Consider the following 18,164-nt stretch of genomic DNA (forward strand, 5'->3'; position numbering starts at 1 on the left):
GAAGCGCGTCGGGTGGGTGCATGACCCTTCTCGATCTTCCCTCGGCGCCGCCCCTCCCGGCCCCCGCAGCCGTCGTCCGGACCCTGTATCCACTGGTCAGCGCGGAGGCCGGCGCCGAGGCGGCGGCCTCCGCCACCGGCGCCGCCATCGACCCCGCCGATCTCGAACAGAGCGTCTGGCTGCGCCTGCTGGAGCGGCTGCCCGAGCAGGGGCCGCCGGCGGACGCCGCCCGCTGGGTGCGGGACACCGTGCGGTGGGAGGCCCGCCGGGCCCGCCGCACCGCCCGGCACGAGCGGCCCTACCGTGACGAGACCGCCCCCGATCCGGCCGGCTGCCCGGAGCGGGCGTTCGCCGGCGCCGACGAACGCCGGGTGCTGCGCGCGGCCGTGGACCGGCTCCCCGACCGCTGCGCACGCCTGCTGAGCGCGCTGCTCGCCCCGAGCGATCCCACCTACCGGGAAATCGCAGGGGAGTTGGGTATGTCACAGGGGAGTTTGGGTCCGATCCGTTCCCGATGCCTGGGATGTCTGCGCAGAATGCTGGCGGCGGAGGTTGTAGCTCCTGAACTGCGGGAAAAGGAGCGGTAGACAACCGGCGGATCAGATGAGCGGGAGGCATGCGCGGATGGGCATGAGCGTGATCATCTCGGCGGCGGGCACACAGGACGCCGAACAGATCTTGAAACTCCAGTACCTCTGTTTTCAGAGCGAGGCGGAGCTGTACGGGAACTACCGGATCGACCCGCTCGTCCAGACCCTCGACTCATTGCGCACCGAAATCGCCACGAACCTGGTGTTCGTGGCACGGCTCGGTGAGGAAGTCGTCGGTTGGGTACGGGGATCAGCGGATCAGGACGGCGTCGGGGAGATCGGGCGGCTCTGCGTCCACCCCCGGCTCCAGGGCCACGGCCTCGGCGCCCGACTGCTGCGGGCGGCGGAGTCCGGACTAGCCGACCAGCGGTCGGCCACCCGCTTCCGGCTGCACACCGGACACCTCAGCGAGAACAACCTGCGGCTCTACCGCCGGGCGGGTTACGCGCCCGTGGGCAACGCCACCGGCCAGGACGGCGTCCGGATGATCCTGCTGGAGAAGGAGGCCTCGGCCGCCGCGTACGTGACCAGCGCCTGATCTCGACCGGCGCTTGATCTCGACCGGCGCCTGACCTCGATCAGCGCTTGACCTCGATCAGCGCTTGACCTCGACCGGCGCCTGAGTGGCGGTCTTCGCTCGGCGCAGCCAGATCATCCCGGTGACCGGCAGGATCACCGGGATGAACAGGTAGCCCGTGCCGAAGTCCGACCAGACGGTGGTGTCCGCGAACGCGGACGGGTCGGCCAGCGTCCACGTCCCCACGATCAGCACCCCGGCGAGCTCGGCGGCGCAGCACACCAGCGCCGTCCTGCGCGCCTTCTCCCCGCCGCGCACCAGCGAATACGTGATGAAGCCGTAGACGAGCGCGGCGACGGCCGACAGCACATAGGCCAGGGGTGCCTTGCCGAAGTCCAGGATCATCTGGACGATCGAACGGGACGCCGCCGCCACGGTGAACACGCCGTAGAACCAGACCAGTACCCGGCCCGGACCGGTTCCCAGGTCGAAGGGCTGCTTCTCGCCGGTGGCTGCCGCGGGGGTGCGATCGGTGTCGGTCACGGTCAGTTTCCCCAGATGTCGTAGAGCCGTACTTCGAGAACGGCCAGCACGACCGCGCCCGCCGCCACCGTCACCGAACCCCACCGGGTCCGCTCGCTCAGTGACAGGAACCCCGCCGCCGGAACGGCGAGGAAGGCCCCGATCAGATACGCGATGAAGATGGTCATGCCCTGTTCCGGCCGCTCGCCGCGGGCCAGCTGCACGATCCCCACCACCAGCTGGGCCAGCGCGAGCACCGAGACCACGGCCATCCCGATGAAGTGCCAGTCCTTGGTCGGCTGGTCCCGGTAGGCGGCGAATCCGCACCAGGCGGCGAGGGCGAGGGCGGCCACGCCGACCGCGATCGTCAGGGCGTCAAGCATGAGCCGAGGGTATTACGGGCCGGACGGCCCGCCGCGTGCGCCCCCGCACCCGGGCGCCGGGGAGGCCGGAGGGCGCGGAGCCGCACGACTGAACGCGGAGCTCCACGCCGGCGCCCTGCCGTACAAGGATCGTGGCCTTGGCCACAGAGCAGGACAGGACCGGACCGGTGATCGATGGTGCCGCCGAGCGCCAGAAACCCACATCAATGCAGGTCACAGCAGTACGGCTGGAAATCTCGATGGCCGGCGGGGCGGCCCTGGAACACCATCCACGCTCGTCCGCTATTCGGACAGCCGGTCCGGGCGGAACGTTACGTCTGTTTTACTTTGGGACATGACCACGACGAGCAGCCGCATCCTTGCGACCGAGGCGATCACGACGCCCGGTGCTCGTTGTATGTGTCGAATGCGCGCCTTCTGAGGGCCCCCGCCCGAGCCTCGCGCCCCAAAGCGAGGACGAGTCTGTCCGAGCACGCTGCCCCGCGGTGACCACCGCGCCGGGCCATGCCGGGACCCCGCTCGAAACGTCCGATCGAACGTCCGAACAGTCTCACCGGACGAATGCCCCGTGCCCGGCGGACACCGCGCCGCGCACTCGACAGTGACGGAAACCCCTGTGATCACCACTACGGGCCTCACGAAGGTCTACCAGTCGCGCGACCGTGAGGTCACCGCTCTGGACGGCGTCGACCTGCATGTCCGCGAGGGCGAGGTGTACGGCGTCATCGGACAGAGCGGCGCCGGAAAATCATCCCTGATCCGCTGCGTCAACCTGCTGGAGCGCCCCACCTCGGGCACCGTGACCGTGGCCGGCCAGGACCTCACGGCCCTCGCGGGCCGGGGCCGCCGGGCCGGAAGGGAACTGCGCGAGGCGCGCAGCCGCATCGGCATGGTCTTCCAGCACTTCAACCTGCTGGCCTCCCGCACCGTGCAGGACAACGTCGAACTCCCGCTGGAGATCCTCGGCGTCGCCGGCCGCGAACGGTCCCGCAAGGCCCTCGAACTCCTCGACCTGGTCGGCCTCTCCGACAAGGCCAGGGCGTACCCCGGCCAGCTCTCCGGCGGCCAGAAGCAGCGCGTCGGCATCGCCCGCGCGCTCGCCGGTGACCCCAAGGTGCTGCTCTCCGACGAGGCGACCTCGGCGCTGGACCCCGAGACCACCCGCTCCATCCTCCAGTTGCTGCGCGACCTCAACCAGCAGCTCGGCCTCACCGTCCTGCTCATCACGCACGAGATGGACGTCGTCAAGACGGTCTGCGATTCCGCCGCGCTGATGCGCGGGGGCCGCGTCGTCGAGTCCGGCACCGTGGGCGAACTGCTCGCCACCCCCGGCTCCGAACTCGCCCACGAACTGTTCCCGGTCGGCGGCAGCGCCTCCGGCCCCGACCGCACGGTCGTCGACGTCACCTTCCACGGCGAGGCCGCCGCCCGGCCGGTGATCTCGCAGCTCTCCCGCACGTACAACATCGACATCTCGATCCTGGGTGCGGCGATGGACACCGTCGGCGGCAAGCAGATCGGCCGGATGCGCATCGAGCTGCCCGGCCGGTTCGAGGAGAACGTCGTGCCCATCGGCTTCCTGCGCGAGCAGGGACTGCAGGCCGAGCTCGTCGAAGACGCGGACGATGCCGACGCCGCTCCTGCCCCCGCCCTGATTCCCGCACCGCTCACCAAGGAGGTGGCGAAGTGACCTGGTCCGAAATGCAGCCGCTGCTGACGCAGGGCACCGTCGACACCCTCTACATGGTGCTGTGGTCGGCGGCCGTCACCGTCCTGGTCGGACTGCCGCTCGGCGTCCTGCTCGTCCTCACCGACAAGGGCGGACTGCTGCGGAACACCCCGGTGAACAAGATCATCGGCGTGATCGTGAACATCGGCCGCTCGCTGCCGTTCATCATCCTGCTGATCGCCCTGATCCCCTTCACCACCTGGGTCGTCGGCACCTTCATCGGCCCGACCGCGATGATCGTGCCGCTCGCCGTCGGCGCCATCCCGTTCTTCGCCCGGCTCGTCGAGACGGCGGTCCGCGAGGTCGACCACGGGCTCGTCGAGGCCGTCCAGTCCATGGGCGGATCCATCCCGACGATCGTCCGCAAGGTCCTGCTGCCGCAGGCGCTGCCGTCCCTCGTCTCCGGTGTCACCACCACCGTCATCGTGCTCATCGGCTACTCCGCGATGGCCGGCGCGGTCGGCGGCGAAGGACTCGGCTCCAAGGCCGTCACCTACGGATTCCAGCGCTTCGACAACCGGTTCATGCTCATCACCGTCGCGCTGCTGATCGTCATCGTGACCGTGATCCAGCTGATCGGCGACGGAGCCGTACGCCTGCTGGCCCGCCGGGGCCGCACCACCTCCTGAGACTTTCCCTCCCCACAGCCCGCACTCCTTGTCCGGGCGTACCACCATCACCATCCGAAAGAGGCACTCTTCGTGCGCAAGAACATCAAGATCACCGCAGCTGCCGCCGCCACCGCCGCCCTCGCCTTCGGCCTCACCGCCTGCGGCACGGACTCCGACCCGGCGCCCAAGAGCGACACCGGCGCCAAGGCCGACACCTCCAAGGCTCTCGTCGTCGCCGCGTCACCGACGCCGCACGCCGACATCCTGAACTTCGTCAGCAAGAACCTGGCGGACAAGGCCGGCCTCAAGCTGGAGGTCAAGGAGTTCACGGACTACGTCCTGCCGAACACCGCCACCGAGACCGGCCAGGTCGACGCCAACTTCTTCCAGCACCAGCCCTACCTCGACGACTTCAACGAGAAGAACAACACCCACCTGGTCTCCGTCGCCACCGTGCACCTGGAGCCCCTCGGCCTCTACTCCAAGAAGGTCAAGGACCTGGCCGACATCAAGCCGGGCCAGACCATCGCCGTACCGAACGACACCACCAACGAGGGCCGGGCGCTCCAGCTGCTCGCGGGCAACGGCCTGATCACCCTCAAGGACGGCGTCGGCACCAGCGCCAAGCTGAGCGACATCACCGACAAGAAGGGCCTCAAGTTCAAGGAGCTGGAGGCCGCGACCGTCCCCCGCGCCCTGAACGACGTCGACGCCGCCGTCATCAACGGCAACTACGCCATCGAGGCCAAGCTCAAGCCCGCCAAGGACTCCCTGGCGCTCGAAAAGGCCGACGGCAACCCGTACGCCAACATCGTCGCCGTGAAGAAGGGCAACGAGAAGGACGCCCGCGTCCAGAAGCTCGTGAAGCTCCTCCACTCCGACGAGGTCAAGAAGTTCATCGAGGACAGCTACCAGGGCTCGGTCATCCCGGCCTTCGGTTCCGCAGCCAAGTCCTGACCCCGGCACGGCACTTGCCCGACGAGCCCCGCACACCCGGCCCGGGTGCGCGGGGCTCCGTCGTGCGGACCCGCCCATGCACAGGGCCCGCCCGATGCTGCATGCTGTGCCTTTACACGGTCTTCGGCATGGAGCTGCGCATGACTTCCACCTTTCCGGACATCTCCATCAGCACGGATCGGTTGGTGCTGCGCCCCTTCGACATGGCGGACGTCCCCGCGTACATCGAGATGATGAACGACGAACTCGTCACCGCCTGGACCGAGGCGCCCCACCCCTACACCCAGGTCGACGCCGAACGCTGGGTCCGCAGGATCGCCCCCGCGCAGCGCACCAAGGGCGACGGCATCGTCTTCGCCGTCACCGAGTTCCTCACCCAGCGCCTCGTCGGCTCGGTCCGGCTGCACAACACCGACTGGCGGACCCTGGCCACCGAGGTCGCCTACATCACCGCCCCCTGGGCGCGCGGCGAGGGATACGCCACCGAGTCCGTGCTGGCGCTCGCCCAGTGGCTCTTCCGCGACCAGGGCTTCGAGCGGATAGAGCTGCGCACCGCCGCCGACAACACCGCCTCCCAGCAGGTCGCGCAGAAGCTCGGCTGCATCAGTGAGGGAATCCTGCGCAACGCCCGCATAGCCCGCTCACAGACCGAGGACGGAGGATGGGCCGACATCAGAACCGATCTGATCGTCTGGGGCCTGCTTCCCGAGGACCTGGAGGGAGTCGCCGAGCAGCTCGCCGACGCCGGTGGATACGGTACGTACAACGACTGGAACTGACCCTTCCCGGCCCGGCGCCGCACCGGCACGCACCAGGTGATCCCGCCGTGACCGCCTCGGGGCGACCAGCCCCGCCTGCACCAACTCCAGGAGACTGACAACAGATGGCCGACCGGGTCACAGTGATCGGCTGGGACGGCTCACCACTGACCAGAGCGGCCACCGCCGCGCTCTCGGCCGCCACGCTCGTCGCCGGAGCAGCCCACCATCTCGCACTGCCCGAGGTGCCGCACACCGCGGAACGGATCCGGCTCGGCTCGATCGACCTGGCCGCCCGGCGGATCGCCGGCCACCGCGGCAGCGCCGTGGTCCTCGCCGACGGCGACCCGGGATTCTTCGGAGCCGTACGCAGCCTGCGCGCCCCCGAACACGGCCTCGAAGTCGAAGTGGTGCCCGCGGTCTCCTCCGTCGCCACCGCCTTCGCCCGCGCCGGTATGCCGTGGGAGGACGCCCAGACCGTCGTCGCCCACCCCCGCACCCTGCGCCGCGCGGTGAACGTCTGCCGCGCCCACCACAAGGTCGCCGTCCTCACCTCGCCCGGCGCCGGACCGGCCGAACTCGCTCTGCTGCTCGAAGGCGTCCACCGCACGTTCGTCATCTGCGAGGAACTCGGCACCGCCCGCGAACAGGTCACCGTCGTCACCTCCGAGAAGGCCGCCGACCACGTCTGGCGCGACCCCAACGTCGTCATCGTCATCGGCGGCGGCCCCGAACGACGGGCCGACGGAGCGTGGATCGCGGGCCGCCACCCCGCCTACCCCCAGGGCGTACGGGGCTGGGCGCTGCCCGCCGGCGCCTACCGGGGCGACGGCCCGGACCCGGCGGGGGAGAGCGGCGAGGGCGAGTCCCCGGGGCTGCGCGCCGCACAACTCGCCCACCTCGGGCCCCGGACCGGCGACCTGGTCTGGGACATCGGCTCCGGCAGCGGGGCCCTGGCCGTGGAGGCGGCCCGGTTCGGCGCTGCGGTCCTGGCCGTGGACGGCGACCCGGACGCCTGCGCCCGTACCGCAGCGGCGGCACGGGCCTTCGGGGTCCAGCTCCAGGTGGTCGAGGGGCGCGCCCCGCACGTGCTGGAACGGCTGCCCGAGCCCGATGTCGTACGGATCGGGGGCGGCGGTGTCCCCGTCGTCACCGCCGTGGCCGACCGCAGGCCGGAGCGGATCGTGACCCATGCCTCCACCCGGGACGAGGCCGAGGCCCTGGGCGCCGCCCTCGCCGAGAACGGATACACGGTCGCCTGCTCGCTCCTGCAGTCCGTCGAACTCGACACGTCCGCATGGTCGGAGCGCGAACGCTCGGTCGTCTTTCTGCTGTCCGCACTACGGTCGGACCTCGCCCCCTGACCCTGCCGGCACACGGCGGGAGGTAGGCTGGCCGATCGTTGCACCGCGCCCGGATCATCGTCGCTTCGTTCGTCAATGTCCGGAAAAGGGGACCGTTTTGGCCCTCGTTGTGGTACGGCAGTACCGGGGGACGCGCAACGTGGCGCAGTCCACAGCGAGCCGTGGCGAAATGAGCTGCCGCGGCGGCGAACGACCGCGAGAATGCAGTATGTCCGCGACCGTTTCGTGCCGCGCGGCGCGCCCGCTCGTTCCACTGGACGAGCGCCTGTGTGCCGTGTTCGGGCGTCCCGGGCGAAGGGCCGAAGGAGCACTGACGATGGGCGAGGGGTACGCATGAGTGACACCGGCCAGATCCCGGGCGAGGGACTGCCGGAGAACGCAGGCATGGTGGAGCAGCCGGGCGTCCCCGCCCCGGACGCCTACACCTTCCTCGATCCCTCCGAGCACACGTCCGAGGACGATGACCTTCTGCTGATGCCGAGCCCCCAGGGTGCCTGGAGCGAGCCGCAGGCCGTCCCGGTGTCCGGCCAGTTCCCGGACGGCACGGCCACGCAGGCCCCCGTACCCGAGCAGGGCGGCTACCAGCCCCGGCCCGCCGCGCAGCACGAGTCCCGGCTGCCGGGCGACAACCCGGCACAGAACCAGGGCCCGGCTCAGACCCAGGGCCCGGTGCAGCTCCAGGAGCAGCAGGCCCAGGCCCAGGCCCCGGTCCAGGTTCCGGCGTACGCCATGCAGGCTCCCGCCGAGCCGCTGCCGCAGACCGGCCGGGGAACCCACGAGTCCGGCGGCCGCGACTCGGGCGCCGTCGACCTCAGCGGCGTACGCATCCCCTCGCCCGTCCCCGCACCGGCGCAGGCCCAGGTGCCGGTGGCCCAGACCCAGGCGCCCGTGCGCCGGCCGCTGCACCGCGGCCCGGCCTCGCCCGAGTCGGGACCGGCCTACGGCGGAACGTCGGGCGGCGGCGTGGTCCGTTCGCTGGCCGACCGGGGCCCGGCGGGCGTGCGGCAGGCCCCGGCGCCCGCTCCGGCGCCCGCGCCCGCACGGCACGCGGGACCGGCCACCGCCGAGCCCGAGTACTTCGAGATGACGGCCGAGGAGTCGGCCGCCCTGCCGGGCCCGCAGCTCGGCGAGATTCCGCCGCAGGGCGGTAACGAGTGGGCGGCCCAGGCACCGCAGCAGGCCGCCGCACCGGTCGCGGCGGAAGCGGAAGCGGCGACTGTGGAACCGGTGACTGCGGAAGCGGCGACTGCGCAGGCGCAGCCAGCAGAAACGGTCGTCCCGGAGCCGGCTGCTGCCGAGCCCGTGCCGGCGGCGCAGCCTTCGGAGCCCGCCGCGGCCGCACAGCCCGTCGAGCCCGCGCCGGTCCTGGCCGAGGAGCCCGCCCCCGTACCGGTGCCGGCCGAGATCCTGGCGGAGCTTCCGGCCGAGGCCCCGATGGAGACGGCACCGGCACCGGTTGAGGCTGTCGTCGACGCGGCGCCCGCTGAAGCGGCGCCGGCCGAGGCGGCACCCGTCGATGAGGCTCCGGCCGACGTGGCTCCGGCGGACGTGGCACCGGTCGAGCCGGCCGCCCCGCACCTGGCCCCGGCGCCCGTCGTCGAGCAGCCGGTGGAGCCCGTCGCGGTCGTGGAGGCCGCGCCCGAGGCGCAGGCGATCGCCATGGAGCCCGTGGCGGTCGAGGCGCCGGAGATCGCCGAGACGGCCGTTGCGGAGCCCGCGGCCGAACTGGAGACAGCGCCGGAGCCGGAGCCCGAAACCGGCCCCGAGGTCATCGAGACCCCGGACCTGACGGGCGGCACCGACACCGCTCCGGCACAGATGCCGGAGGCCGAGCAGGCCGCCGAACCGGCTGAACCGGTCGTACCGCAGAACGCCCCGGAGCCCGTACAGGCAGAGGCCGTACAGCCGGAGCCCGTACAGCCGGAAGCCGTGAACGGCACGCAGGCTGCGGACGCACCCGAAGCACCCGAAGCACCCGAAGCATCCGAAACGGCCGAAGCGCCCGAAGCGGCCGACGTTCCGGAGGCCGCGGCGGCGGAGGCCGAAGAGGTGCTCGTCACCTCGCCGCCCGCCCCCGGCTACGACGACGCCGAGCGCGAGGCCGTACTGCGCGTCATGCGGGAACGCCGCGACATCCGCAACGGTTTCCGCAGCGACCCGATCCCGCACGAGGTCCTGCTGCGCGTCCTGGAAGCCGCGCACACCGCGCCCAGCGTCGGGCACTCGCAGCCCTGGGACTTCGTCGTCATCCGTTCCGCGGAGACCCGCCGTTCCATGCACGAACTGGCGCAGCGCCAGCGTGACGCGTATGCCAAGTCGCTCCCCAAGGCACGGGCGAAGCAGTTCAAGGAACTGAAGATCGAGGCGATCCTCGACACCCCGGTCAACATCGTCGTCACCGCCGACCCCACCCGCGGCGGCCGTCACACCCTCGGCCGGCACACCCAGCCGCAGATGGCCCCGTACTCCTCGGCGCTCGCCGTCGAGAACCTGTGGCTCGCCGCCCGCGCCGAGGGGCTCGGTGTCGGCTGGGTCAGCTTCTTCGACGAGCGCGAGATGGTCCGTTCCCTCGGCCTGCCCGAGCACCTCGAAGTCGTCGCGTACCTGTGTGTCGGTTACGTGGACGAGTTCCCGGAGGAGCCCGAGCTGATGCAGGCGGGCTGGTCCAAGCGCCGCCCGCTGTCGTGGGTCGTCCACGAGGAGACGTACGGCCGCCGCGCCCTGCCCGGCGAGGAGCCGCACGACCTGTTGCAGGAGACCATCTCCAACATCCGGCCCCTGGACGCCAAGGCACTCGGTGAGGCCTGGGAGCGCCAGAAGCGGATGACCAAGCCGGCCGGTGCGCTCGGCATGCTGGAGATCATCTCGGCGCAGCTGTCCGGGCTCTCCCGGATCTGCCCGCCGCCGATCCCGGAGCCCGCGGCCGTCGCGATCTTCGCGGGCGACCACGGGGTGCACGCCCAGGGCGTCACAGCCTGGCCCCAGGAGGTGACCGCCCAGATGGTCGCCAACTTCCTCGGCGGCGGCGCGGTCTGCAACGCCTTCGCGGCCCAGGTCGGCGCCGAGGTGTGCGTGGTCGACGTCGGGGTGGCCTCGGAGCTGCCCGCGACGCCCGGCCTGCTGCCCCGCAAGGTGCGCGCCGGGACGGCCGACTTCACGACCGGCCCCGCACTCACCCGCGAGGAGGTCCTCGCGGCGATCGAGGTCGGTATCGAGACCGCCCGCGATCTGGTCGCGGCGGGCAACAAGGGCCTGCTCACCGGCGAGATGGGCATCGCCAACACCACGGCGTCGGCCGCCCTGATCTGTGTGTACACCGGGATGGACGCGGCAGAGGTGACCGGTCGCGGTACCGGCATCAACGACGAGATGCACGCCCGCAAGGTCGATGTGGTGCGCCGCGCGCTCGACCTGCACCAGCCGGACCCGGCCGATCCGATCGGCGTACTCGCGGCCGTCGGCGGCCTGGAGCACGCCGCGATGGCGGGGTTCCTCCTCGGCGGGGCCTCGCTCCGTACGCCGGTCATCCTCGACGGCGTCAGCGCGGGCGCCGCGGCCCTGGTGGCACGCGCCATCGCACCGGAAGCCCTGGCGGCCTGCATCGCCGGCCACCGCAGTGCCGAGCCCGGCCACGTCGCCGCGCTCAACAAGCTGGGCCTGCGGCCGCTGGTCGACCTGGACCTCCGTCTGGGCGAGGGGACCGGCGCACTGCTGGCGCTGCCGATCGTGCAGAGCGCGGCCCGCGCGATGCACGAGGTGGCGACGTTCGACTCGGCGGGCGTCACGGAGAAGTAGCGGCGCGGCCGCGGGGGTTTCGGGGGCGCCGCCCCCGGACCCCCGCTCCTCAATCGCCGGAGGGGCTCAAGGCCGGCCCCGCCGGAGCCCGCCCACCCCGTATCGTGAATCCCGCCCCACAACCCCGCACGTCACAGCCGCTCCATCGCCGAAGCGGCCCGCACACCGCACCGCACGAGGAGCCCGCACAGCCATGGCCGAGCACGCCGTTCACCCCGCGTACCCCGTCGGACTGCGCCTGAGCGGACGCCGCGTAGTCGTCGTCGGTGGCGGCCAGGTCGCGCAGCGCCGCCTCCCCGCCCTCATCGCCGCCGGGGCCGACATCGTCCTCGTGTCACCGTCCGCCACCCCCTCCGTCGAGGCGATGGCGGATGCGGGCGAGATCCGCTGGGAGCGCCGGACGTACGCCGACGGGGACCTGACGGACACCTGGTACGCGCTCATCGCGTCCGACGACACCGCTGCCAACGACGCCGCCTCCGCCGAGGCCGAGCGCACCCGCACCTGGTGCGTCCGCAGCGACGACGCGGACGCCGCCACCGCCTGGACCCCCGCCACCGGCCGCAGCGAGGGCATCACCGTCGCCGTGCTCACCACGGACGGGCAGGGCCGCGACCCGCGCCACTCCGCCGCCGTCCGCGACGCCATCGTCGAGGGCCTGCGCGACGGCACCCTCGCCGCACCCCACCACCGCACCCGGACCCCCGGCGTCGCCCTGGTCGGCGGCGGCCCCGGCGACCCCGACCTGATCACCGTCCGCGGCCGCCGCCTCCTCGCCGAGGCCGACGTCGTCATCGCCGACCGGCTCGGCCCGCGCGACCTGCTGGACGAACTCCCCCCGCACGTCGAGGTGATCGACGCCGCCAAGATCCCGTACGGCCGCTTCATGGCGCAGGAGGCGATCAACAACGCGCTGATCGAGCACGCCAAGGCGGGCAAGGCCGTCGTCCGGCTCAAGGGCGGCGACCCGTTCGTCTTCGGGCGCGGCATGGAGGAGGCCCAGGCGCTCGCCGCCGAGGGCATCGCGTGCACCGTCGTCCCCGGCATCTCCAGCTCGATCTCGGTGCCGGGCGCGGCCGGTATCCCGGTGACCCACCGCGGGGTCGCCCACGAGTTCACCGTGGTCAGCGGCCATGTCGCCCCCGACGACGAGCGTTCGCTGGTCGACTGGGCGGCCGTCGCCCAGCTTCGCGGCACCCTGGTCCTCCTGATGGCCGTCGACAAGATCGGCGCCATCGCCCGTGCGCTCATCGCCCACGGCAAGTCCCCCGAAACCCCGGTCGCACTGGTCCAGGAAGGGACCACGGCCGCTCAGCGCCGCGTCGACGCGACGCTCGCGACCGTCGCCGAGCGGGCCGCGGCGGAGGAAGTGCGCCCGCCGGCCGTCATCGTCATCGGCGACGTCGTCGCGGTCGGCCCCACCGCCGCGGCACCCACCGCCGAGTGACCATCGGTAGCGGATCTTCCTCCAGACCGTTGGCACCACACACCGGACAAGGCAGTATCAACCTGTGGCTGATCTCATCACCGTCGATGACCCCGACGACCCCCGACTGCGCGACTACACCGGCCTGACCGACGTCGAGCTGCGGCGCAGGCGAGAGCCCGCCGAGGGCCTCTTCATCGCCGAGGGCGAGAAGGTGATCAGACGCGCCAGGCAGGCCGGGTACGAGATGCGGTCCATGCTGCTGTCGGCGAAGTGGGTCGACCTGATGCGCGACGTCATCGACGAGGTCCCGGCCCCCGTGTACGCGGTCAGCCCGGAGCTCGCCGAGCGTGTCACCGGCTACCACGTGCACCGCGGCGCCCTCGCCTCGATGCAGCGCAAACCCCTGCCGGCCGCCGACGAGCTGCTGCGCACCACCCGCCGCGTGGTCGTCATGGAGGCCGTCAACGACCACACGAACATCGGTGCGATCTTCCGCAGCGCCGCCGCCCTCGGCATGGACGCCGTCCTGCTCTCCCCGGACTGCGCCGACCCGCTGTACCGGCGCTCCGTCAAGGTCTCGATGGGCGCGGTCTTCGCCGTCCCGTACGCCAGGCTCGACACCTGGCCCAAGGCTCTGGAGACCGTACGGGAGGCGGGCTTCAAGCTGCTGGCCCTGACGCCCGACGAGAAGGCCAGCAGCATCGAGGAGGCGGCGCCGCACCGGATGGACCAGGTGGCCCTGATGCTCGGGGCCGAGGGCGACGGACTGTCCACCCAGGCCCTCGTCGCCGCCGACGAATGGGTGCGCATCCCGATGGCCCACGGCGTCGACTCGCTGAACGTGGGCGCGGCGGCCGCGGTCGCCTTCTACGCGGTCGCCACCGGCCGCCCGGAGAGCTGAGCCCCGTGTTCTAGAGGCCCCGGCGGGGGCTACTGCCCGTCCTGGCCCTGGGACTGGCCCTGACCCGGGTTCTGGCCGTGGCTCGCGCCCAGGCCGCGTGCCGGCCCCTGGCAGCCCTGGGCCGCCGCGATGCCCAGCGCCACCAGCAGCGTCACCACGACGAAGACGACGAGCCGCTGCCGCAGCAGCCGGGGGTTGGCGGGACGCCGTCCGGTCGAGGTGGTACGGGTTCCGGGCCGAGTGCCCGGCCTGCCGTTCGTCCCCTTCGCACCCTGCGGCCGCTTGCCGGAACCCGTCGTACCGCGCGGCTGCCGGTCCCGCCGTGATCCCCCGGTGCGGGGCGCGGCGGGACGCGGCGGAGCGGTCTGCCGGTTCTGCGGGCGCGACACCGGGGCGGGTCCGACCGCACGGCGGGTCTGCTGCTCGGTGTACGGGCCGTCGAGACGGCCCGTCGGCCGGTCCGCCTCGTGCGCGGAGCGCTGCGCCGGCGGCCGGCTCTCGTGCAGCCCCTGTGCCTCCCGCGCCGCGATCTCCTTGAGCCGCATGGAGAGTTGGAGCGTGCTCGGCCGCTCCTCCGGGTCCTTCGCCAGACAGGCGCTCACCAGCGGTGCGAGCGCGTCGTGCACGTCGTACAACTGCGGTTCCTCGTGCACCACGCGGTAGAGCATCACCTCGGAACTGCCGTGCCCGAAAGGCGAATCGGCCATCGCCGCGTACGCCAGCGTGGCGCCGAGCGAGAAGACGTCCGTCGCGGGCGTCACCGCCGCGCCCCGCACCTGCTCGGGCGCGAGGAACCCCGGCGAACCCACCGCCGTACCGACGTGCGTGAGGGTGGACGCCCCGGTCGCCCAGGCGATCCCGAAGTCGATGATGCGCGGGCCCTTGGGGGAGAGGAGGATGTTCGACGGCTTCAGGTCACGGTGGACGACACCCGCCTCGTGCACCGCCACCAGGCCCTCGGAGAGCGCCGCCCCGATCGAGGCCACCTCGGCGGCCGACAGCGGACCCTCCTCGGCCACCTTGTCGTGCAGCGAGGGCCCCGGGACGTACTGCGTGGCGAACCACGGGCGCTCCGCCTCCAGATCGGCGGCGACCAGCCGGGCCGTGCAGCCGCCGCGGATCCGCCGGGCGGCGGACACCTCGCGGGCGAACCGCGAACGGAACTCCTGGTCCTCCGCCAGATCCGGGCGGATCACCTTGAGCGCCACCCGCTGGCCGCGCCGGTCCGAACCGAGGTAGACGACGCCCATGCCGCCCGCCCCGAGCCGCCGGTGCAGCCTGAACGAACCGACGACACGCGGGTCCTCGCGCCGGAGCCGCATCATCGCCATGTCTGCCCATCCCCGCTGCCTGGTCCGCCTGACGAGGCACAGCTTACGTACCCGCCGCCCGGGGTGCTCAGAGGCCGCGCCCTCGCCGGCGAATCGATTGTCAGTGCCGGGTGGGAAACTTGAGGAGTGGTCAGGGAGCCGCGGATCCAGGCTCCCGGGCCCGTGCGAGATCTCAAAGGTCCGTCGCAGAAGGGGGATTGGATCAGTGAAGGGCGATCGAGTCGAGATAGTCGTGGACGCCGGGGACACGACCCGTACCTACGAAGTGGTGGCCTCCAGAGCAGGCCGCAGGGTGGAGACAGCGGTCCGCCGAGGGGTGGTCGAAGTGAGTGAAGTCACCAGGAGCGGATCAGTGGTGCGCACCGCCCGCTTCATGGCGACCAGGGTGCTCGCCCTGGTCGAACAGCCAGTACCCAGGGAGGACGCCTCCGAGCGTCCCCTCGGGGATGACCCCAGGGTCCGTTAGGCCCGTCTCCACCCAGGGGAGTACGCCGACTACCCACGGCTCATCCTCCGGGAGGCCCGGCATTCGGTACGCGGGCATGACGCCGCCCGTCCGCCGAATCCCTAATGTTGAAGTCATGCGGCGGGCGTCGCACTCGTCCCCCGAGGCCAAACGCCCGCCGCTCCACATCAGGTCAGGAGAGGAACCATGGCGGACACGGCAGCGCGGACCATCGGCCGCACGCGGGGACGCAGGGCTTACGCCGCGTTCGGCAGCCGTCCGTCGTCCGGCAAGCGCCACCCGCTGGTGGCGACAGCCATGGTTCTTCCTCTGGCGGCCCTGCTCGCAGTCGTCTTCGGCGGCTGGGAAGCGGTGGTCACACAGGCGTCGTCCGTGGGCGTGATGCTGGGGCGCTGAGCGGCGCCCCGGGTCCGGAAGAGCGGTTCGGACCGGGACATCCGGCCAACAACCCCGTGGGGACGGGGGTGCGGCGGACGGCAGCGTTTGTCCGGTCAGCTGGGGAGCTGACCGGACATCGCGCTGTCCGGGGTCCTTACGGCGACCGCGGGGTCACCGGCTGCGGCCGCCCTGCGTACGCTCCTCGGCGGACCCGGCGTCGGCCAGGCCCGCAGATCCCGCGCCACCGGGGGAGACCGTGACGACCGCAGTCATACGTGCGCTGGGCGCCCTCGCCCACGGAGCCGCCCATGCCCATGCCCATGCCCCGGCAGACTGCGACTGCCCGCCGCCGGTTGTGCTCGCGGACCGGCCGGACGGCACCGTGGTCCGCAGCGGCCCGGTCGTCGCCAAGGCCCACGCTCCCGGCACGGACACCGCCGCCCTGGCCGTACGCCTGCGGCTGGCGGCCCGCCCCGGCCTGGCGGACATCCTGCTCGCACCCCTGCCCGTAGGCCGTGTCCGCGAAGTCCCCACGCCCTCCGCGCGTACGACGGGGCTTCGCGGGCACGACCCAGCGCCCCCGACGGCCCCGGTGAGGGCCGCCACGCCCTCCGCCGCCCCGTCGCCGTACCTCACCGAGCTCCACGGCCGCCCGGTCACCCTGTGGCCCCACGGGGAGCCCGTGGACCCGGCCGACCCGGACGCGGCACCGTGGGAGGAGGCCGCCGTGCTCCTGGCGCGCCTCCACAGCACCGAGCTCCCGGCTTCCGCGCCCGTGCGTGAGCGGCCTCCCGGCCCTGCGGCCGGGTGGTCGCGCGGGCTCCCCGTGATGCGGGGGCCGGCGAAGGCGGCTCTGGCCGTGGACCGGATGCGCGGGGCGAGTCCGGGGCATCCGTCCGTCGCGCCCGTGCTCGCGGCCTGGCGGCGGCTGCCCGCCTGGGCCCGCGACGAGGCACCCGCCCCCGCGCACCGCTCGCGCTTCCTGTGCCACGGCGATCTCCACCTGGGCCAGCTCGTCCGGTACCCCGCCCCGCGCGGCCACTGGCTGCTGATAGATGTGGACGACGCGGGCATCGGCGACGCCACCTGGGACCTGGCCCGGCCCGCGGCCTGGTACGCGGCCGGACTGCTGCCGCCCGACGTGTGGTTCCGTTTCCTGGACGCCTACCGGGCCGCCGGCGGCCCCGCGCTGTCCGCCGAGGGCGACCCCTGGCCCGAGTTGGACGTCGCCGCCCGCGCCCTGACCGTACAGACCGCGGCACTGGCCCTCGCCAAGTCCGCGGCGGAGGCGAGGGATCCGGATGAGGCGGAACAGATGATGATCGAGGCCTGTGCCCGAATTGCCGCTCTCCCACCCGAGTTGGCCGCCGAGCACGCGTCGTAGGGTGAACCGACCGTCGGCGGGCACGCGTTCCGGCGACGGCTAACCGACGGCGAGGAGTGAGCCCGAACATGCAGTGTCCCAAGTGCCACGCACCGATGCACACGTACAACCGCAACGGCATTCAGATCGAGCAGTGCAGCGGCTGCCGGGGGATATTCCTGGACTACGGCGAGCTGGAGTCCCTGACCCGCATGGAAGCGCAGTGGACGCAGCAGGCCCCGCCCCCGCCGCCTGCTCCGCAGGCCTACCCGGCCGCCCCCGCGCCCGCCTGGGGTGCCCCGCAGCAGCAGCATTACGGCGGTCACCACGGCCACTACCGGCAGAAGAGCTTCGGCCGGATGCTCTTCTCGTCCTGAGCCGGTTCGCCCCGCGCCGCGGTCCGGACGGGTGCCGTCCGGACCGCGGCACGGCCGCGCGCGGCAACGACGAAGCCCCGGTCGTCGAGACGACCGGGGCTTCGGGCTGTGCGCGATACTGGGATTGAACCAGTGACCTCTTCCGTGTCAGGGAAGCGCTCTCCCGCTGAGCTAATCGCGCAGGGTGACCCTGCGTGTACTGCGTGCGCGATACTGGGATTGAACCAGTGACCTCTTCCGTGTCAGGGAAGCGCTCTCCCGCTGAGCTAATCGCGCGGGGGTCCTTGCGGACCGGTGGACGATACTGGGATTGAACCAGTGACCCCTTCCGTGTCAGGGAAGTGCTCTCCCGCTGAGCTAATCGTCCTTGGAGGTGGAGACGGGATTTGAACCCGTGTAGACGGCTTTGCAGGCCGTTGCCTCGCCTCTCGGCCACTCCACCAGGGATGGGGGTTCGGGAAGGATCCCCCACCTTCTGCGAGCGGACGACCAGGTTCGAACTGGCGACCTCAACCTTGGCAAGGTTGCGCTCTACCAACTGAGCTACGTCCGCATGTCGGTTCCGGTTCACTTGCGCGTCCCGGCGACGTGATGAACTCTAGCGGATTCCGGGGCCAGTACAAAAACGCGTTTGTGCAGCGTGCGCAGGTGCACCCGCCCCGGGGCAGGTCACCGCGGGCCGTCCTAGGGCCT

General features: G+C 72.1%; 17 protein-coding genes and 5 tRNA genes. 14 read left to right on the forward strand and 8 right to left on the reverse strand.

Features of this window, described 5'->3' with window-relative positions; translation table 11 throughout:
* Positions 1 to 20: 20 nt before the first annotated feature.
* Together ACZ6S6_RS20355 and ACZ6S6_RS20360 are read left to right on the forward strand one after the other, a co-directional pair.
* The gene (locus tag ACZ6S6_RS20355) at positions 21 to 587 is read left to right on the forward strand and encodes a sigma-70 family RNA polymerase sigma factor (protein WP_469706441.1); all 567 of its coding nucleotides are present in this window, start codon (positions 21 to 23) and stop codon (positions 585 to 587) included.
* A 37-nt stretch (positions 588 to 624) separates the two neighbouring features.
* Complete coding sequence (locus tag ACZ6S6_RS20360; protein ID WP_469706526.1) at positions 625 to 1,128, forward strand: GNAT family N-acetyltransferase; 504 nt, start codon at positions 625 to 627, stop codon at positions 1,126 to 1,128.
* Positions 1,129 to 1,185: 57 nt separating this feature from the next.
* Here the strand turns inward: ACZ6S6_RS20360 and ACZ6S6_RS20365 are convergent, their stop codons facing one another.
* Both ACZ6S6_RS20365 and ACZ6S6_RS20370 read right to left on the reverse strand, forming a co-directional pair.
* Positions 1,186 to 1,650, reverse strand: a complete 465-nt coding sequence (locus ACZ6S6_RS20365) for a hypothetical protein (RefSeq protein WP_362963316.1) — start codon at positions 1,648 to 1,650, stop codon at positions 1,186 to 1,188.
* A gap of 2 nt (positions 1,651 to 1,652) precedes the next feature.
* Positions 1,653 to 2,012: a hypothetical protein gene (locus ACZ6S6_RS20370; protein ID WP_362963318.1), complete on the reverse strand. Its 360-nt coding sequence runs from the start codon at positions 2,010 to 2,012 to the stop codon at positions 1,653 to 1,655.
* 616 nt (positions 2,013 to 2,628) lie between these two features.
* On the opposite strand from ACZ6S6_RS20370, the gene ACZ6S6_RS20375 reads away from it, so the two are divergent.
* The 8 genes from ACZ6S6_RS20375 to ACZ6S6_RS20410 all read left to right on the forward strand — a co-directional run bounded on the left by ACZ6S6_RS20375 (position 2,629) and on the right by ACZ6S6_RS20410 (position 13,556).
* On the forward strand, positions 2,629 to 3,702 hold the full coding sequence (locus ACZ6S6_RS20375) for a methionine ABC transporter ATP-binding protein (protein WP_362963320.1): 1,074 nt from the start codon (positions 2,629 to 2,631) through the stop codon (positions 3,700 to 3,702).
* Positions 3,699 to 4,370, forward strand: a complete 672-nt coding sequence (locus tag ACZ6S6_RS20380) for a methionine ABC transporter permease (protein WP_362963322.1) — start codon at positions 3,699 to 3,701, stop codon at positions 4,368 to 4,370. The genes ACZ6S6_RS20375 and ACZ6S6_RS20380 overlap by 4 nt, the downstream gene beginning before the upstream one ends.
* 72 nt (positions 4,371 to 4,442) lie before the next feature.
* Positions 4,443 to 5,309: a MetQ/NlpA family ABC transporter substrate-binding protein gene (locus tag ACZ6S6_RS20385; protein ID WP_469706442.1), complete on the forward strand. Its 867-nt coding sequence runs from the start codon at positions 4,443 to 4,445 to the stop codon at positions 5,307 to 5,309.
* A gap of 101 nt (positions 5,310 to 5,410) precedes the next feature.
* Positions 5,411 to 6,088 (forward strand): GNAT family N-acetyltransferase, encoded by a 678-nt coding sequence (locus tag ACZ6S6_RS20390; protein ID WP_362963326.1) that lies wholly within the window; start codon positions 5,411 to 5,413, stop codon positions 6,086 to 6,088.
* Positions 6,089 to 6,192: 104 nt separating this feature from the next.
* Entirely contained in the window at positions 6,193 to 7,431 is a 1,239-nt protein-coding gene (gene cbiE / locus ACZ6S6_RS20395) for a precorrin-6y C5,15-methyltransferase (decarboxylating) subunit CbiE (RefSeq protein ID WP_362963328.1), read from the forward strand.
* Between the two features lie 333 nt (positions 7,432 to 7,764).
* Positions 7,765 to 11,226, forward strand: a complete 3,462-nt coding sequence (gene cobT, locus ACZ6S6_RS20400) for a nicotinate-nucleotide--dimethylbenzimidazole phosphoribosyltransferase (RefSeq protein WP_469706445.1) — start codon at positions 7,765 to 7,767, stop codon at positions 11,224 to 11,226.
* Positions 11,227 to 11,419: 193 nt separating this feature from the next.
* Positions 11,420 to 12,673: a uroporphyrinogen-III C-methyltransferase gene (cobA, locus tag ACZ6S6_RS20405; protein ID WP_469706446.1), complete on the forward strand. Its 1,254-nt coding sequence runs from the start codon at positions 11,420 to 11,422 to the stop codon at positions 12,671 to 12,673.
* 64 nt (positions 12,674 to 12,737) lie between these two features.
* Complete coding sequence (locus tag ACZ6S6_RS20410; protein ID WP_362963334.1) at positions 12,738 to 13,556, forward strand: TrmH family RNA methyltransferase; 819 nt, start codon at positions 12,738 to 12,740, stop codon at positions 13,554 to 13,556.
* Positions 13,557 to 13,585: 29 nt separating this feature from the next.
* Here ACZ6S6_RS20410 and ACZ6S6_RS20415 read toward each other — a convergent pair whose 3' ends face one another.
* Positions 13,586 to 14,887: a serine/threonine-protein kinase gene (locus tag ACZ6S6_RS20415; protein WP_469706449.1), complete on the reverse strand. Its 1,302-nt coding sequence runs from the start codon at positions 14,885 to 14,887 to the stop codon at positions 13,586 to 13,588.
* A 205-nt stretch (positions 14,888 to 15,092) separates the two neighbouring features.
* On the opposite strand from ACZ6S6_RS20415, the gene ACZ6S6_RS20420 reads away from it, so the two are divergent.
* The 4 genes from ACZ6S6_RS20420 to ACZ6S6_RS20435 all read left to right on the forward strand — a co-directional run bounded on the left by ACZ6S6_RS20420 (position 15,093) and on the right by ACZ6S6_RS20435 (position 17,471).
* A complete protein-coding gene (locus ACZ6S6_RS20420; protein ID WP_362963338.1) occupies positions 15,093 to 15,353 on the forward strand; it encodes a hypothetical protein in 261 nt (86 codons plus the stop codon).
* A 186-nt stretch (positions 15,354 to 15,539) separates the two neighbouring features.
* On the forward strand, positions 15,540 to 15,749 hold the full coding sequence (locus ACZ6S6_RS20425) for a hypothetical protein (protein ID WP_469706450.1): 210 nt from the start codon (positions 15,540 to 15,542) through the stop codon (positions 15,747 to 15,749).
* A gap of 238 nt (positions 15,750 to 15,987) precedes the next feature.
* Positions 15,988 to 17,115 carry a phosphotransferase family protein gene (locus ACZ6S6_RS20430; protein ID WP_469706451.1) on the forward strand — a complete coding sequence of 376 codons (1,128 nt, stop codon included), beginning with the start codon at positions 15,988 to 15,990 and terminating at the stop codon, positions 17,113 to 17,115.
* A gap of 68 nt (positions 17,116 to 17,183) precedes the next feature.
* On the forward strand, positions 17,184 to 17,471 hold the full coding sequence (locus ACZ6S6_RS20435) for a TFIIB-type zinc ribbon-containing protein (protein WP_362963344.1): 288 nt from the start codon (positions 17,184 to 17,186) through the stop codon (positions 17,469 to 17,471).
* Positions 17,472 to 17,580: 109 nt separating this feature from the next.
* Here the strand turns inward: ACZ6S6_RS20435 and ACZ6S6_RS20440 are convergent.
* From ACZ6S6_RS20440 to ACZ6S6_RS20460, 5 genes are all read right to left on the reverse strand, one after another.
* Positions 17,581 to 17,652, reverse strand: a tRNA-Val gene (locus ACZ6S6_RS20440).
* A gap of 23 nt (positions 17,653 to 17,675) precedes the next feature.
* Positions 17,676 to 17,747, reverse strand: a tRNA-Val gene (locus ACZ6S6_RS20445).
* Between the two features lie 19 nt (positions 17,748 to 17,766).
* Positions 17,767 to 17,838, reverse strand: a tRNA-Val gene (locus ACZ6S6_RS20450).
* A 1-nt stretch (position 17,839) separates the two neighbouring features.
* Positions 17,840 to 17,913: transfer RNA gene (locus tag ACZ6S6_RS20455), tRNA-Cys, on the reverse strand.
* A gap of 38 nt (positions 17,914 to 17,951) precedes the next feature.
* Positions 17,952 to 18,024, reverse strand: a tRNA-Gly gene (locus tag ACZ6S6_RS20460).
* Between the last annotated feature and the right edge of the window lie 140 nt (positions 18,025 to 18,164).

The organism is Streptomyces sp. NPDC048671, assembly GCF_055587045.1.

What these genes read in the sequence shown, in the direction of transcription:
- ACZ6S6_RS20390 (WP_362963326.1), top strand. Translation starts at nt 5,411, where the DNA reads ATGCTGTGCCTTTACACGGTCTTCGGCATGGAGCTGCGCATGACTTCC.
- cobA (WP_469706446.1), top strand. Translation starts at nt 11,420, where the DNA reads ATGGCCGAGCACGCCGTTCACCCCGCGTACCCCGTCGGACTGCGCCTG.
- cbiE (WP_362963328.1), top strand. Translation starts at nt 6,193, where the DNA reads ATGGCCGACCGGGTCACAGTGATCGGCTGGGACGGCTCACCACTGACC.
- ACZ6S6_RS20355 (WP_469706441.1), top strand. Translation starts at nt 21, where the DNA reads ATGACCCTTCTCGATCTTCCCTCGGCGCCGCCCCTCCCGGCCCCCGCA.
- ACZ6S6_RS20425 (WP_469706450.1), top strand. Translation starts at nt 15,540, where the DNA reads ATGGCGGACACGGCAGCGCGGACCATCGGCCGCACGCGGGGACGCAGG.
- ACZ6S6_RS20415 (WP_469706449.1), bottom strand. Translation starts at nt 14,887, where the DNA reads ATGGCGATGATGCGGCTCCGGCGCGAGGACCCGCGTGTCGTCGGTTCG.
- cobT (WP_469706445.1), top strand. Translation starts at nt 7,765, where the DNA reads ATGAGTGACACCGGCCAGATCCCGGGCGAGGGACTGCCGGAGAACGCA.
- ACZ6S6_RS20435 (WP_362963344.1), top strand. Translation starts at nt 17,184, where the DNA reads ATGCAGTGTCCCAAGTGCCACGCACCGATGCACACGTACAACCGCAAC.
- ACZ6S6_RS20370 (WP_362963318.1), bottom strand. Translation starts at nt 2,012, where the DNA reads ATGCTTGACGCCCTGACGATCGCGGTCGGCGTGGCCGCCCTCGCCCTC.
- ACZ6S6_RS20360 (WP_469706526.1), top strand. Translation starts at nt 625, where the DNA reads ATGGGCATGAGCGTGATCATCTCGGCGGCGGGCACACAGGACGCCGAA.